Source organism: Nocardia beijingensis NBRC 16342, assembly GCF_001612785.1.
GTDB classification, from domain to species: Bacteria; Actinomycetota; Actinomycetes; order Mycobacteriales; family Mycobacteriaceae; genus Nocardia; species Nocardia beijingensis.
Window position 1 is genome coordinate 264,618 of the sequence record NZ_BDBC01000010.1, and the last position, 14,394, is coordinate 279,011.

A 14,394-nucleotide genomic window follows, 5' to 3' on the forward strand; every position below is an offset into this window, starting at 1 on the left:
ACACTTTACAAGACACCGTGACTCGTTTATATTTCGAGACACAGAGCTTCGAAAATCAGGAGGACGTTGTGCGCAACCGAATCGTCATCGTCGGCGGTACCTCGGGCATCGGCCTGGCCGCGGCGCGCAGGCTCGCGTCCCACGGGCACGAGGTGATCATCGCGGGTCGCGACAAGAGCAGGCTCGAGGCCGCGCTCGCCGGTCTGGGCGAAAACGTCACCGGCCGGACCGTCGACGCGCGTGACGAGGCGGACCTGACCCGGTTCTTCACCGAGATCGGGTCGATCGACCATGTGGTGGTGACCGTGACCGGCCCGTCCGGCACAACGCCGTTCCGCGAACTGACCCTCGGGCATGTGCGCGAGCACGTCGAGGGCAAACTGCTCGCGCACACGGCCGCGATGCAAGCCGCGCTGCCGCACCTGACGCGGGGCGGTTCGATCACCCTGGTCTCGGCGGCCTCGGCGGGCGGCTCGATGCCCGCCACCGCGGCGCTGGCGGCGGTGAATTCCGGTGTGGAGGCGATGGTTCCGGTGCTCGCCGTCGAGCTGGCGCCGCTGCGGGTGAACGCGGTGTCCCCCGGCGTGATCGACACCGACTGGTGGAGCTTCCTGCCGGACGGCGCGCGCGCCGAGGTCTTCGACTCGATCGCCTCGGACACCCCGGTCGGTCGCGTCGGCACCGCCGACGACGTGGCCCACGCGATCGAGTTCCTGGTGGAGAACTCCTTCACCACCGGGATCGTGGTGCGCGTCGACGGCGGCGCGCGATTGGGAGCGCCGAAATAGGCGCGCGCCCCTACAGCGGGGTCACGTACGCGCCCGCGATGCCACCGTCCACCAGGAACTGGGACGCGGTGATGAACGAGGAGTCGTCGCTGGCGAGGAAGGCGACGGCGGCGGCGATCTCCTCGGGTTCGGCGAACCGGCCGACCGGCACGTGCACCAGGCGGCGGGCGGCGCGCTCGGGGTCCTTGGCGAACAGTTCCCGCAGTAGCGGGGTGTTCACCGGACCCGGGCACAGCGCGTTCACCCGGATGCCGTCGCGGGCGAACTGCACACCGAGTTCGCGGCTCATCGCCAGCACACCGCCTTTGGAGGCGGTGTAGGAAATCTGCGAGGTCGCCGCGCCCATCACCGCGACGAAGGACGCGGTGTTGATCACCGAGCCCTTGCCCCGCTCGAGCATGTGCTCGATGGCGTACTTGCTGCACAGGTACACGGAGGTCAGGTTGACCTCCTGGACCCGCCGCCACGCGTCGAGGCCGGTGGTGCGGATCGAATCGTCCTCCGGCGGGGAGATGCCCGCGTTGTTGAACGCGATGTCCAGCCCGCCGTAGGTGTCCACCGCGGTCTGGAACATGGCCTTGACCTGGTCTTCGTCGGTGACGTCCACGTGCACGTACCGGCCGCCGACCTCCTTGGCGGCCGCCTCGCCGGTCCCGGCGTCGATGTCGGCGACCACCACCTTCGCCCCCTCCGCCGCGAAGCGACGGACCGTGGCCAGCCCGATACCGCTCCCGCCGCCGGTGACGACGGCGACTCGATCCTGTAAGCGCTGCAACGTATCTCCTGTCGGATGTGCGGGTGTCACTACGTGGCGAGGAAGACGTTCTTGGTCTCGGTGAACGCGAGCGCGGCGTCCGGCCCGAGTTCGCGCCCGAGCCCGGAGTGCTTGAAACCGCCGAACGGCGTCCAGTACCGCACGGACGAATGCGAGTTCACCGACAGGTTGCCTGCCTCCACCCCGCGGGCCACGCGCAGCGCACGGCCGACGTCCCTGGTCCAGATCGATCCGGATAGGCCGTAATTCGTGTCGTTGGCGATGCGCAGCGCGTCGGCCTCGTCCTCGAACGGGACCACCGCGACCACGGGGCCGAACACCTCCTCGGTGAGCACCCGGTCGGTGGGCGCGGCGGGCAGTACCACGGTCGGGGGGTACCAGAATCCGGCACCGTCCGGCGCGCTTCCGGTGAACGCCACCTTGGTCGACGGCTGCACGAACTCGGCCACTCGCTCCCTGTGCGCGGCCGAGATGAGCGGCCCCATCTCGGTGGATTCGTCGGACGGATCGCCGACGCGCACCCCTCGCACCGCGGGTTCCAGCAATTCGAGGAAACGGTCGAACACACTGCGTTGCACCAGAATCCGGGACCGGGCGCAGCAGTCCTGTCCGGCGTTGTCGAAGACGCCGTAGGGCGCGGTCGCCGCCGCCTGCTCCAGGTCGGCATCGGCGAACACGACGTTCGCGCTCTTGCCCCCGAGTTCCAGCGTCACCCGCTTCACCTGCCGCGAGCAACCCGCCATGATCCGCGTGCCCACCTCGGTGGAGCCGGTGAACACCACCTTGCGCACGGCCGGGTGGTCGACGAAGCGCTGGCCCACCACCGATCCCTTGCCGGGCAGCACCTGGAACACTCCCTCGGGCAGGCCCGCCTCGAGCGCGAGTTCACCGAGCCGCAGGGCGGTCAGCGGCGTGAGTTCGGCGGGTTTGAGCACCACGGTGTTGCCCGCGGCGAGCGCGGGCGCGAAACCCCACGCCGCGATCGGCATCGGGAAGTTCCACGGCACGATCACCCCGACCACGCCGAGCGGTTCGTGGAAGGTGATGTCCACTCCGCCCGCGACCGGGATCTGGCTGCCGAGCAACCGTTCCGGCATACCGGCCGCGTAGTGCAGGACGTCGCGGACATTGCCCGCCTCCCAGCGCGCGTTGCCGATGGTATGCCCCGCGTTGGCGACCTCGAGCTGGGCCAAATGCTCCAGATCCGCGTCCACCGCGTCGGCGAACCGGCGCAGCAACCTGGCCCGGTCGCCGGGCGCCACCTCGCGCCATGCCGCGGAGGCGTGCCGCGCCGCGGCGATGGCGGCATCGGTCTCCGCTTCGCCGACGAGCTCGACGGTCGTGACCACCTGTTCGGTCGCCGGGTTGAGCACCTGCGCTGTCGTCACGAGTCCCGCTCCCTTCGATAGGTGTCCGCCGCCTCGGTCAGCGCCAGGACCAGCCTGCGGTCGGTGGCGTCGGCCTCAGGATGCCACTGCACGCCGACCAGGAAGGACCCGTCGGTGGCCTCGACGGCCTCGATCGTGCCGTCGGCGGCGTACGCGGCCGCGGTCAGGCCATCGGCCAGCCGATCGACGGCTTGATGATGGTGACAGTGCACCTTCACCTCTGGACCGGCCAGCCGCGCGACCCGGCTGCCCGCGATGGTCAGCACCCTGGTGGCGGTGAACCCGCCCTCGACGCCGGAGTGCTCGTCGTGGCCGACCAGATCGGGCAGATGCGGGATCAACGTGCCGCCGAGCGCCACGTTCGCCAGCTGCAACCCGCGGCACACCGCCAGGATCGGCATGCCTGCGGCCCTGGCCAGCTCGAACAGGCCGAACTCCGACTCGTCGCGGTCCGGCCTGGTGTAGCCGGGGATCCCGGTCGATGGGCCGCCGTAGCGCGCGGGATCGATGTCCGCGCCGCCGGTCAGCAGCAACCCGTCCAGCCGTCGCACCAGCTCGGGCCGCGCGGCGCCCGCGGGCGGAAGCAGCACCGGGATGCCGCCCGCGGCGGTCACCATCTCGACGTAGGCGTGCGGCAACACCGCGCACGGCAGATCCCAGGCGTTGAAGCGGGCCCGCTCCACATAGGTGGGCAGCCCGATCACGGGACGGGCTGCCACGACCTCAGAGTCGTTCGAAACCACGGATACGCTCCCAATCGGTGACCGCGGCGTCGTAGGCGTCCAGCTCCACCCGCGCCGCGTTGCGGTAATGCTCCACTACATCATCACCGAAGGCCGCGCGTGCCACCGCGCTGTCACCGAAGAGCTTGGCCGCTTCGCGCAGCGTACGCGGCACCCGGTGGCGCTGGGAGTGATAGGCGTTGCCCTTGAACTCCGGCTCCAGCGGCAGCGCTCGATCGATGCCGTGCAGCCCCGCCGCGATCAGCGCGGCCACGGCCAGATACGGGTTCACGTCGCCGCCGGGCACCCGGTTCTCCAAGCGCAGCGCATGGTCCTCGCCGACCACGCGGATGGCGCAGGTGCGGTTGTCCCGGCCCCACGCGATGGCGGTGGGCGCGAAGCTGCCCACGGCGAATCGCTTGTAGGAGTTGATGTTCGGCGCCAGCAGATAGGTGAACTCGCGCAGGCAGTCCAGCTGGCCCGCGATGAAGTGCCGCATCAGCGGCGACATGCCGTCCGCGCCGTCCCCCGCGAAGACCGCCTCGCCCGCCTCGCCGCGCAGGCTCAGATGGATGTGGCAGGAATTGCCTTCGCGCTCATTGTATTTCGCCATGAAGGTGAGGCTGCGCCCTTCCTGCGCCGCGATCTCCTTCGCACCGGTCTTGTAGATGCTGTGGTTGTCGCAGGTGACCAGGGCTTCGTCATACCGGAAGGCGATCTCGTGCTGGCCGGGGTTGCACTCGCCCTTGGCCGACTCGACATACATGCCCGCGCCGTCCATCTCCTTGCGGATACGGCGCAGCAACGGCTCGACCCGCCCGGTGCCCAGCATCGAGTAGTCGACGTTGTACTGATTGGCCGGCGTCAGCCCGCGATACCCCGCGTTCCAGGCCGCCTCGTAGCTGTCGTCGAACACCAGGAACTCGAGTTCGGTGCCCACGAACGCGCGCAGGCCGCGCTCGCTCAGCCGGTCCAGCTGCCTGCGCAGCACCTGACGCGGCGAAGCCGCGACCGCCCGCCCTTCCGGCACCACGTGCTCGACGTCGCAGAGCACCATGGCCGTGCCCGGCCACCACGGCACCGTCCGCAACGTGCGCAGATCCGGCCGCAGCACGACGTCGCCGTACCCGGTCTCCCAGGAGGAGATGGCGTAGCCGTCGACGGTCGTCATGTCCACGTCCACCGCGAGCAGGTAACCGCACGCCTCGGTGGCGTGCTCGAGCACCTCGTCCAGGAAATAGCGTGCCGCGCAGCGCTTCCCTTGCAGTCGCCCCTGCATGTCGGTCATGGCGACCAGCACGGTGTCGATCTCGCCCGTGTCGACCCGGTCCCGCAATTGCGCCACACTCAGCATCCCGCTACGCATCCACGACCCCTCTCGGCACCGACCGTGCTCACGCTAGAGCAAAACGGACACCTATGTGACGTGACACCGGAATCTCGTGCCCGCCGCGCGGCGGCAGGTGATCGGGCCGGAGGGATCAGGACAACGGATTGCGGAGGGCCGCGGTGAGGACGGACAGCGGGCGAGGACGCGACGGCGCGGGCGGGCGCGGCGCGCGGATCGGCCGTCCGAGCCACATGCGCAGGAGCAGGCCCGCGAAACGCAGGTGACCGCGAAACGCCGGACCGGCACACGCGAGCGACCACCGGGTCCAGGTGCCGGCCGGGGGCAGCTCTCGACCGGCGAAGCGACCGGCGAGCCAGTCCACCATCACCGGCAGCGCCAGGAATTGCAGCAGCAGATGGGTGCTGAGCCGATCGCGCAGATAACGCACGTGGACGCCCGCGGCGACGTAGCGCGCGACGTGGCCGTCCACGTCGGCGACCGCGATCACCTCGTCGTGCATGCCTTGCAGCACGAGCATCGGCATGGCCGGCGCGCGGCCGCCGGGGTGGATGTCGTCGAGGATGCGCCGCAATCCGTCCTGCTCGAGCATGGCGGTCAGACCGGCGTCGCTGTGCTTGTCGATGTCGCGGCGGGCGAAGCGATACAGCAGGGGGAACGTCGCGGTGGTCTCGGTCTCGGCCAGCCAGCCGAGATACCGCGCGTCCAGATGGGTGCGCAGCAGGCGGTCCAGTTCCGGATAGCCGCGGCGCAGCCCAGCGGTGAAGACGGCGGCGAATCCCGCGAAGAGGGTGCCGTTGAGCCGGACGAACGCGGCGGCCGGATCGCCCACCGGCGACCCGGCGACCGCGCCGACGACATTCAGCTCCGGCGCGTACTCCGCGGCCATCTCAGCGGCCCAGGCCGTGGCCAATCCCCCGCCCGAGTAACCCCACAGCGCCACGGGCGTGGCCGGTTCCAGTCCCAGCGGCATGAAGGCGAGAGCGGCGCGCACCGCGTCCAGCGCGCGATATCCCGGCTCCCTGGCCACCCCGAACCGGCCCGCGGTGCCACCGTGGTCCGGCACCGACACCGCCCAGCCCCGCGCCAAGGCGCTGGCGATCAGCGGCAGCTCCAGCTGGGGAATCGAGCCGGCCGCCCGCGCCCCGCGCCGCAGCGCATAGGAGGGAAGGCATTTCGAGGCCACCGCGTCGATCGCGCACTGGAACGAGACCAGCGGTCGCGGCTCGGCCGGGTCCGCGCCCCACGGCAACAGCACGGTGGTCACCGCGACCTCGGGCTTTCGGTGCAGATCACACGTCCGGTAGAGCAGCTGCCAGGCCGAGATGCGCTGGGACACAAGGCCGAAGAAGCCGATCCGCACCGCCCGTGTGCGGACGATCGCGCCGGGGCGCAGGCGTCCGACCGCGGGCGGCGGGAGGTAGAACGGATCGTCCTCGGGCAGCATCGGCCGAGGCGAGAACACCGCCGGATCGGGTGGCGGCTGGCCGCCATCCGTTTCGAGTCGCACACTCATCCGGTTCTTCCTTTCCGACGGCACGGCCGTGATCGCGGGCATCCGAATCCCTAATTCAGCCAACCAAGGTCGCGGCCGGAAAAGAATTGTCCCGAGTGCCAATCAAACGCTCGCGGATTCTCGCGTCGATGCAGTGACAGCGGCTCACAAGCTGCCGTTGCCGCCGATCATCCACGGATTGAAGGTGCATTCCAGCGACGGCTGGGCGACCGGGTCGAGCGCGTGCAGCACGATCGACGCCGCCCGTGGGGAATACATCATCGTCAGATGGTCGGACATATCCTGCTCGCACCCGTCTTGCAGGGTGACGTTGTCCACCGTCGCGTCCGGCCCCGCCTGTAGGAACGTCCATTGATAAGGGTTGGTGACCTCGTCGTGCCTGGAGCCGATCGCCGTGTACGCGACGCCGGGCACCGTGTCACCCTGCGCGTTCAGTGCGGCGTAGAACGGCGAGCCGACCGCCTGCTGGATATTCGCGATCCCGACCAGCGGCTCGTAGAAGCCGAGAATGTTGACGCCCAGATTGTTGATGATCCGGCCCAGCGTGGCGATGCCCATCAGCGACGTGCCGTGATGCGTCGCCCCCAGGCTCACCAGCCTGCCGACTTTGCCCTGCCCGCCTTCGAATTTCAGATAGTGGTCGGCGACCGTGCCGCCTTGCGAGTGGCCGACGATGTCGACGGCCTGCGCACCGGTCGCGGCCAGCACCCGGTCGACGAAAGCGCGCAACTGCGCCGCCGAATCCTCCATCCGGCCCACCCCGAAACGACCGGGCAGGATCGGGCCGAGACCGCCGCCGTCCAGGATGCCGGAGCGCCCGAAATTGAAGGCGAACACGCAGAATCCGGCGCGGGCCAGGCGCGGGGACAGGTAGGAGAAGGTGTCGTAGGCGTTGAGCCAGGTGCCGTGCAGCAGCACCACCGGTCGCGGGTGTTCCGCGGTAGGAGTGCAGTTCCAGCGGTTGGCTCCGGGTGGGGCGGCGTCGGGGTGGGTCAGACCGTAGGCGAACGCAGCCAGATACGCCGACATCTCCGGGCCTTCGCCGAACGCGTCGGACGCGACGCTGGTCGCCCAACCCGACGAACTGCCGGTGTCCACGATCGCGCGCGGCTGCCTGCCGTCCGGAGCTGGTGTCAGGCCCGCGCTGATGTAATCGGCGAGCGCCTGCTGTGTCGGTTCGATCTCTTGCTGCGCGTGGGCCGCTCCGCCCCCGAGCGCCGTCGCCATGGTCACGCCCGCGATCAGCGCGGCCCCGAGAATCGCCTGCCGAGCGTTGTGCATCATTGCCAACATTCAGTTCACTTCCATTCGCTCCGAACGAATGCGGCCCGGTGCCGCGGAGAGCACCGCGACGAAATGTCTGCCACGACACATTCGGAGATGGATGTGATCGAGACCATAATCGTGAGCCGCTTTCCGAATGTAGAGCGCGCGCCGCGGCGGTGTCACTGCACCTCGAGGAGAACATTTCATCCGGAATGTTGGCGCGCGAGCCAAAAATCGAGCGACCGCGGTCGCGACCTTGCCGCGGGTTTCTGTGGTCGGAAACAATCGGCCCATGTCCGTCGTGTTGTCCCCGGTGGCCGGAGACGCTCCCCTCGTCGCCCGGTTGCTCACCCGCTGGCCGCAGATCGCCGAGCGCATGCTCGCCGCTGGCCTCGGCACCACTCCGCCCGCCGCCGACCTGCCCGAAGGGCATTTCACCGCGGAGGTGCTCCCCGCGATCTACGCCTGCGGCCGCGCCGTGCTCCAAGCGATCGGTGAACAGCGCAGTTTCACCAAGACCGAAGTCGCGACATTCGTCGCCCCGGTGGCCGAGCGGCACGCCGAGGACCGGTTCCCCCTGCCCGTGCTGATCGAGGCCATCCACGGTTCCGCGCAGTCGGTGCTCCAGGAGGCGGCCGCGCTGGCCTCCCGCGAGGAACTCGACGATCTCGTCCTGGTCGGCAGCAGGCTGCTCGACCTGCTCATGCAGATCAACATCACGGTGGTGGAGACCTACGCCGAGGTCGAGCAGTCCATCTACAACGCCGAACGGGAGGCGCGCCGGGCGCTGTGCTCGGCGCTGCTGCACGGGTTGCCCGCGGCGGAGCTGGCGGCGCGAGCGGACACCGCCCTGGCCGAGCGCTACACGGTGCTCGCCATCCACATCCGGCCCGACGACCAGCCGAGCAAGGTCGCCACGCTCGTGGGGCGCCGCCGTATCCGCCTGCTGCACCGCGCCCTTGACGCACTGGCGGGCACCACCACGCTGGCCACCTTCGACGGCTGGACCGGAATCGCGTTGCTGCCCAGCGGTTCCGACGCCGAACCCGACGACGCGCGCCACACCGGACTAGCCGCGGAACTGACGGAGAACTTCGGAGTTCCGGTGTTCGTCGCCGCGTATCCCGCCGTGCCGAGGGACGCCATTCCGCAGACCGCGCGGGAAGCCACCGACCTCGCCGAACTCGCCCGCCTGCTCGGCCGCCCCGCGGGCGTCTACCAGCTCGACGACCTGCTGCTGGAGTACCAGCTCACCAGGCCGGGCACCGCCCGCACGCGGCTGGCCGAGCGCATCGCCCCGATCCTGGACAGCCCGCACCTGCTGGAAGCGCTCGACGCGCACCTGCGCCACGGCTCCGACCGCAAGGCCGCGGCCGCCGAGATCCACGTGCACCCCAACACTTTCAGCTATCGGTTGCGCCGCATCGCCGAACTCACCGGCGTCGATCCCGCCGACCCCCACGACTCCCGGCTGCTGGCGGCCGCGCTGACGATCCAGCGCCTGTATCCGGGCAAGCCGCCCGCCGAGGTCAAGTCCTAGACCGATCGATCGCTGAGCGAATACCGCGCTTGCGACGCGATGCACCCCGGCATGGCCCACAGCAGTGAATCTGTGTTAACTTAATCGCGAATGGCAGTTAACTTATCTGATCGGAGATGGCCATGAGGTCCGCCGTCGTCGTCGATGTCGTCCGCACACCGTCCGGTAAGGGCAAGGCAGGCGGCGGCCTGTCGGACGTGCATCCGGCCACCCTGCTCGCGGGCGTGCTCGCCGAACTCGTCGCCCGCAACGACCTCGATCCCGCCGTGGTGGACGACGTCGTCGGCGGTTGCGTCACCCAGAGCGGGGAGCAGGCGTTCAACATCAGCAGGACCGCCGCGCTGGCCGCCGGATTCCCGGAGTCGGTGCCGGCCACCACGGTGGACCGGCAGTGCGGGTCGAGCCAGCAGGCCGCACACTTCGCGGCGCAGGGCGTCATCGCGGGCGCCTACGACGTCGCGATCGCCTGCGGCGTCGAATCGATGAGCCGCGCGCCGATGTTCTCCAACGGCCAGGGCAAGGACGCCAACCGCGGTCCGCTGGCCCACCGCTACCCGGACGGCCTCATCCAGCAGGGCATCGCGGCCGAGGTGATCGCCGCCCGGTGGAAGTTCGACCGCGCCGCGCTCGACGAGTTCGCGGCGCGCTCGCATCGGCTCGCCGCCGAGACCGCGGCGCGGGGCGGTTTCGACAACGAGCTGGTCGCGGCCGGCACGCTGACGGCCGACGAGACGATTCGGCCCGCCACCACCGGCGAAAGCCTGGCGAAGCTGCGGCCCGCCTTCGCCGACGACCAGTACACGGCACGTTTCCCCGAGATCGAGTGGTCGATCACGCCGGGCAACTCCTCCCCGCTGACCGACGGCGCCTCGGCCGCGCTCATCATGAGCGAGGAGGCGGCGACGAAACTGGGCCTGCGCCCGCGCGCCCGGTTCCACTCGTTCTCCGTGGTGGGCGACGACCCCCTGCTCATGCTCACGGCCGTCATCCCGGCCACCCGCAAGGTGCTCGAACGCGCCGGGCTGAGCATCGACGACATCGATGCCTACGAGGTGAACGAGGCGTTCGCGCCGGTGCCGCTGGTGTGGCGGCACGAGCTGAACGCCGATCCGGACAAGCTGAACCCGCGCGGCGGCGCGATCGCCCTCGGTCACCCGCTCGGCGCCTCCGGCACCCGCATCCTGGCGACGCTGGTCAACCACCTGGAGCAGACCGGAGGCCGCTTCGGCCTGCAGACGATGTGTGAGGCGGGCGGCCTGGCCAACGCGACGATCATCGAACGCCTCGGATGAGCGTCCGCACCGCACTGGTCACCGGAGGCTCGCGCGGCATCGGCGCCGAGGTGGCGCGCCGCCTGGCGGGTGAGGGGTATCACCTGACCCTCGCCGCGCGCACGCTCGACACGCTCGAGCAGACCGCGGCGCGCCTGCGCGCGGAAACGGGGGCCGAGGTGCACCCGATGGTCGCGCAGATGAACGACCTCGAGCAGGTGCGCGCCGTGGTCCAGGCGCACGAGGAACGGTTCGGCGGCATGAACGCGCTGGTATTGAGCGCGGGCACCGGCACGGCAGGCGCCGTGGCCGATCTGCCCGCCAAGGCGTACGAGCGCATGCTCGATGTGAATTTCCGCGCGCCGCTGACGCTCATCCAGGCCGCGCTGCCGTTGCTGCGCAAGAGCGCGGACGAGGATCGCGAGCGCGGCGCGAAGATCGTCGCGCTCGCTTCGATCACCGGCGTCGCGGGCGAGGCCGGCCTCGCCGCCTATGGGGCGACCAAGGCGGCGCTGATCTCGCTGTGCGAGACGGTGTCGCTGGAGGAGTCCGCGAACGGCGTCAGCGCGACGGCGGTGTCCCCCGGGTACGTCGACACGGACATGACCGCGTGGAAGCGCGATGTCCTCGACCGGTCGGCCATGCTCACCACCGGTGACATCGCCGAGATGGTCCTGGCGATCACCCGGCTTTCCCGCAACGCGGTGGTGCCGAACATCGTGCTGTCGCGCGCCGGTGACCAGCTGTGGCGGGCCTGAGCACCGTTACCCGACAGCGACCGGAACCGGCCGTGCATGGCGCACGCCTGCGCCGTGCACGGCGTTACCTGACGCCGATCGGCGCGACGCCGCGCAGTCGAGGAGCGCGGCGAATTCGGGTTCGGTGAATCCGAATTCGGAATTGCTGGTCGAATTGCGCATTGCCAGCGAGATTCCGCAGATAATGACAGTTCGAGCCGATTGGTATTATCGACTAAAAAAATCCGGCGCCTACCGCGCAATTGCGGTAGGCGCCGGGGACGCATCAGAGGTAAGCGCCGCACACGGGCCAGGCGCCCGGACCCTGGGTCGCGAGGACGTTCTCGGCGACGCGGATCTGCTCTTCCCGGCTGGCGTTCGACGGGCTGCCGCTGCCGCCGTTGGCCTCCCAGGTGCTCTGGGTGAACTGCAGGCCGCCCGAGAAGCCGTTACCGGTGTTGGTGGACCAGTTGCCACTGCTCTCGCACTGCGCGACGGCGTCCCAGTTGTGGGCCGAAGCGGTCGCGGTCGACAGGCCGAACGGCACGGCGACGAAAGCGCCGATGGCCGCGGTGAAGCCGAGAACACGAGTGGTGAATTTACGGTTTTGCGACATGAGATTTCCCGCCTGCGCCCACCGGCTCGGCGAATTCGCCGTGCCCCTGTCCCCAGGAAGGTCGTGGACACTCGAACCGCGGGACAGGGTTTCCGGCGTTCTGCGATTCGAGCTCGATCTCGGTGTTGCCCCGAGCCGTCACCGACGTTAGCGAAGATGTCGCGGCAGATCACGTTCGAATAACGCGGGACGAGGTTTAACCCCTGGTCGAGACTCCAGGGCATTCGCGCTGGTCGTGCGCGGGAAATCGCTCGATACAGAATCGCTGTTACGGGTCCGTTATGTGATCGAGATCACCGGGATATGGTGAAGCAGGTCGCATTTTCGCAGGTCCACGACTTGCGGTAGTAGGCACAACGGGCTTCCTCTCCGACGCCACGAAGTCGGCAGCTACCGAGTCGTTATCTGCCCGAGACGCCGGAGATGGTTCCGTGACGCCGAGGCTCGTCCTCCGGCCCGCAACCGCGCCGTGACCTCGGCGACCTCGCGGAAACGGCGATCGGCCCCGGCGGGCCGCGCCGCGGGATGCGGCGGACCGGCGCGGGAAGCGCGCTCCACGCGTGCTTCCGGCGCCGGCGCCGGCTACTTGCCGTGCGCCCGCAACTGGTAGAGCCCTTCGGTCTCCGCCACCACCACGCCGTCGGCGTCGGTGACCACGGCACGCAGCGTGAAGTCGGACTTGCCGTTCGCCGCCGCCTCCGCGGTGATGCGCGCGATCTCGTCCTCCGTCAGCGTCGCCTCCGCGCGCACATCCGTCTTGGCCGGCTTGCGGAAGAAGATGCGCAAGTCCTTCACCAGCGGATAGAACGCCGAGTTGTCGAAGGTGGCGACCGCGATCGCACCGCCGAGGATCTCGGCGACGGTGAACAGCACCCCGGCGTACATCACGCCGAAGTGGTTGCCGTTGCCCTCGGCGGGCACCGAGGTCGCCGCGTAGCCGGGCCGCACCTCCACCGCCTGCACACCCATCTTGTGCGCGATCGGGATGGTGAATTCCAACGCACCGTTGACGATGTCCTTGAACGGAGGAGTTTCGACGTCGCTCATCGCAACCGTCCCTTCACGCCGGAGGTGGCTGGCACCTCGTTGTCTCTGCCACGGCCACCTCGGTGGACGTCACCGAAGCGTAGGCCCTCCGGTACGCGGCCCGACAGGGTGTTGGCGCTTCGCCAACACCGTCGGCCGCGCGATCACAGACTGCGGGCGATGATCTCCTTCATGATCTCGTTGGTGCCGCCGTAGATCTTCTGGACGCGGCTGTCGGTCCACATCCGCGAGATCGGATATTCGGTCATGTAGCCGTAGCCGCCGTGCAGTTGGAGGCACTCGTCGGCCACCGCCATCGCGCGGTCGGTGGTCCACCACTTGGCCATGGCGACGGTCGGGATGTCCAGTTCCCCGCGCAGATGCCGCATGATGCAGTCGTCGAGGAACACCCGGGCCACCCTGGTCTCCGTGGCGGCCTCGGCGAGGGTGAACTTGGTGTTCTGGAAGGCGAACAGGGGCTTGCCGAAGGCGTGGCGCTCCTTGGTGTAGCGCAGCGTCACCTCGAGCGCGGCCTCCATCCCGGCCACCGATCCGACGGCGATGATCAGCCGCTCCTGCGGAAGCTGCTGCATCAGCTGGACGAAGCCCTGCCCTTCCTGCGTGCCGAGCAGGTTCGACACGGGAACCCGGACGTCCTCGAAGAACAGTTCGGAGGTGTCCTGGCCCTTCTGCCCGACCTTGTCCAGCACCCGGCCACGCCGGAAGCCGGGGCGGTCGGCCTCGACCAGGATCAGCGAGATGCCGCTGGCCCCTTCGCTGGTGTCGGTCTTGGCGACCACGATGATGAGATCGGCCTGGCTGCCGTTGGTGATGAAGGTCTTGGAGCCGTTCACCACGTACTCGTCGCCCTCGCGGATCGCCTTGGTCTTGACGTTCTGCAGATCCGATCCCGTGCCCGGCTCGGTCATCGCGATCGCGCCGACGACCTCGCCGCTGGCCATCTTGGGCAGCCATTGCCGCTTCTGCTCTTCGGTGCCGTAGTGCAGCAGATAGTGCGCGACGATGCCGCTGTGCAGGGTGGCGCCCCAGGAGGTGTCGAACGCCTTGGCCTGTTCCTCGATCAGGACGGCCTCGTGGGCGAAGGTGCCGCCGCCACCGCCGTACTCCTCCGGGATCGATGCGCACAGCAGGCCGAGCGCGCCCGCCTTGATCCAGAATTCGCGGTCGACGTGGTGCTGCTCGATGAACTTGTCGATGTTCGGCGTCAGCTCCTTCGCGAAGAACGAGCGGGCAAGCTCGCGCAGGGCGTCCAGGTCGTCGTCGAGCCAGGCGGACCGGTAGGTCGTCATCGGGGGTTTCCTTGCGAAAGTCTGATACCGACAGTTACGGGTACAGTGTGTACCAAGGAGCTGCCGGGTACAAGGTGTACCAACCGATTCC

13 protein-coding genes are annotated in these 14,394 nt (G+C 69.2%); 4 read left to right on the forward strand and 9 right to left on the reverse strand.

The annotated features are described in order from the left end of the window. The first annotated feature begins 68 nt into the window (after positions 1-68). The gene (locus NB3_RS06450; RefSeq protein ID WP_067797907.1) at positions 69-788 is read left to right on the forward strand and encodes an SDR family oxidoreductase; all 720 of its coding nucleotides are present in this window, start codon (positions 69-71) and stop codon (positions 786-788) included. A 10-nt stretch (positions 789-798) separates the two neighbouring features. On the opposite strand, the gene NB3_RS06455 is transcribed toward NB3_RS06450, so the two are convergent. The 6 genes from NB3_RS06455 to NB3_RS06480 all read right to left on the reverse strand — a co-directional run bounded on the left by NB3_RS06455 (position 799) and on the right by NB3_RS06480 (position 7,821). Further along, the gene (locus tag NB3_RS06455; protein ID WP_371855878.1) at positions 799-1,593 is read right to left on the reverse strand and encodes a 3-oxoacyl-ACP reductase; all 795 of its coding nucleotides are present in this window, start codon (positions 1,591-1,593) and stop codon (positions 799-801) included. Further along, positions 1,593-2,951, reverse strand: coding sequence for an aldehyde dehydrogenase family protein (locus tag NB3_RS06460; RefSeq protein WP_067797913.1), 1,359 nt, complete (start codon positions 2,949-2,951; stop codon positions 1,593-1,595). Before NB3_RS06460 ends, NB3_RS06455 begins: the two co-directional genes overlap by 1 nt. Beyond that, complete coding sequence (locus NB3_RS06465; protein ID WP_244891786.1) at positions 2,948-3,670, reverse strand: gamma-glutamyl-gamma-aminobutyrate hydrolase family protein; 723 nt, start codon at positions 3,668-3,670, stop codon at positions 2,948-2,950. Before NB3_RS06465 ends, NB3_RS06460 begins: the two co-directional genes overlap by 4 nt. 4 nt (positions 3,671-3,674) lie before the next feature. Continuing rightward, a complete protein-coding gene (locus NB3_RS06470) occupies positions 3,675-5,039 on the reverse strand; it encodes a glutamine synthetase family protein (RefSeq protein ID WP_084485856.1) in 1,365 nt (454 codons plus the stop codon). Positions 5,040-5,154: 115 nt separating this feature from the next. Continuing rightward, entirely contained in the window at positions 5,155-6,537 is a 1,383-nt protein-coding gene (locus NB3_RS06475) for a lipase family protein (RefSeq protein WP_084485928.1), read from the reverse strand. Between the two features lie 144 nt (positions 6,538-6,681). Beyond that, positions 6,682-7,821, reverse strand: coding sequence for an esterase/lipase family protein (locus NB3_RS06480; RefSeq protein WP_067797921.1), 1,140 nt, complete (start codon positions 7,819-7,821; stop codon positions 6,682-6,684). Positions 7,822-8,095: 274 nt separating this feature from the next. On the opposite strand from NB3_RS06480, the gene NB3_RS06485 reads away from it, so the two are divergent. The 3 genes from NB3_RS06485 (at position 8,096) to NB3_RS06495 (ending at position 11,372) form a co-directional block, all read left to right on the forward strand. Next, on the forward strand, positions 8,096-9,343 hold the full coding sequence (locus NB3_RS06485; RefSeq protein ID WP_067797924.1) for a PucR family transcriptional regulator: 1,248 nt from the start codon (positions 8,096-8,098) through the stop codon (positions 9,341-9,343). Positions 9,344-9,465: 122 nt separating this feature from the next. Then, positions 9,466-10,635 (forward strand): thiolase family protein, encoded by a 1,170-nt coding sequence (locus tag NB3_RS06490; protein WP_067798474.1) that lies wholly within the window; start codon positions 9,466-9,468, stop codon positions 10,633-10,635. After that, positions 10,632-11,372, forward strand: coding sequence for an SDR family NAD(P)-dependent oxidoreductase (locus NB3_RS06495; protein ID WP_067797927.1), 741 nt, complete (start codon positions 10,632-10,634; stop codon positions 11,370-11,372). Before NB3_RS06490 ends, NB3_RS06495 begins: the two co-directional genes overlap by 4 nt. A 265-nt stretch (positions 11,373-11,637) precedes the next feature. Here NB3_RS06495 and NB3_RS06500 read toward each other — a convergent pair whose 3' ends face one another. The 3 genes from NB3_RS06500 to NB3_RS06510 form a co-directional block, all read right to left on the reverse strand. Continuing rightward, entirely contained in the window at positions 11,638-11,967 is a 330-nt protein-coding gene (locus tag NB3_RS06500; RefSeq protein WP_067797930.1) for a transglycosylase family protein, read from the reverse strand. Between the two features lie 582 nt (positions 11,968-12,549). Then, entirely contained in the window at positions 12,550-13,014 is a 465-nt protein-coding gene (locus NB3_RS06505) for a PaaI family thioesterase (RefSeq protein WP_067797933.1), read from the reverse strand. Between the two features lie 143 nt (positions 13,015-13,157). Beyond that, entirely contained in the window at positions 13,158-14,303 is a 1,146-nt protein-coding gene (locus tag NB3_RS06510) for an acyl-CoA dehydrogenase family protein (protein WP_067797936.1), read from the reverse strand. Between the last annotated feature and the right edge of the window lie 91 nt (positions 14,304-14,394).

Bases quoted from the DNA above. Each gene is read 5' to 3' on its own strand.
- NB3_RS06470 (WP_084485856.1), bottom strand. From the start codon at position 5,039: ATGCGTAGCGGGATGCTGAGTGTGGCGCAATTGCGGGACCGGGTCGAC.
- NB3_RS06475 (WP_084485928.1), bottom strand. From the start codon at position 6,537: ATGAGTGTGCGACTCGAAACGGATGGCGGCCAGCCGCCACCCGATCCG.
- NB3_RS06480 (WP_067797921.1), bottom strand. From the start codon at position 7,821: ATGATGCACAACGCTCGGCAGGCGATTCTCGGGGCCGCGCTGATCGCG.
- NB3_RS06485 (WP_067797924.1), top strand. From the start codon at position 8,096: ATGTCCGTCGTGTTGTCCCCGGTGGCCGGAGACGCTCCCCTCGTCGCC.
- NB3_RS06490 (WP_067798474.1), top strand. From the start codon at position 9,466: ATGAGGTCCGCCGTCGTCGTCGATGTCGTCCGCACACCGTCCGGTAAG.
- NB3_RS06495 (WP_067797927.1), top strand. From the start codon at position 10,632: ATGAGCGTCCGCACCGCACTGGTCACCGGAGGCTCGCGCGGCATCGGC.
- NB3_RS06500 (WP_067797930.1), bottom strand. From the start codon at position 11,967: ATGTCGCAAAACCGTAAATTCACCACTCGTGTTCTCGGCTTCACCGCG.
- NB3_RS06505 (WP_067797933.1), bottom strand. From the start codon at position 13,014: ATGAGCGACGTCGAAACTCCTCCGTTCAAGGACATCGTCAACGGTGCG.
- NB3_RS06510 (WP_067797936.1), bottom strand. From the start codon at position 14,303: ATGACGACCTACCGGTCCGCCTGGCTCGACGACGACCTGGACGCCCTG.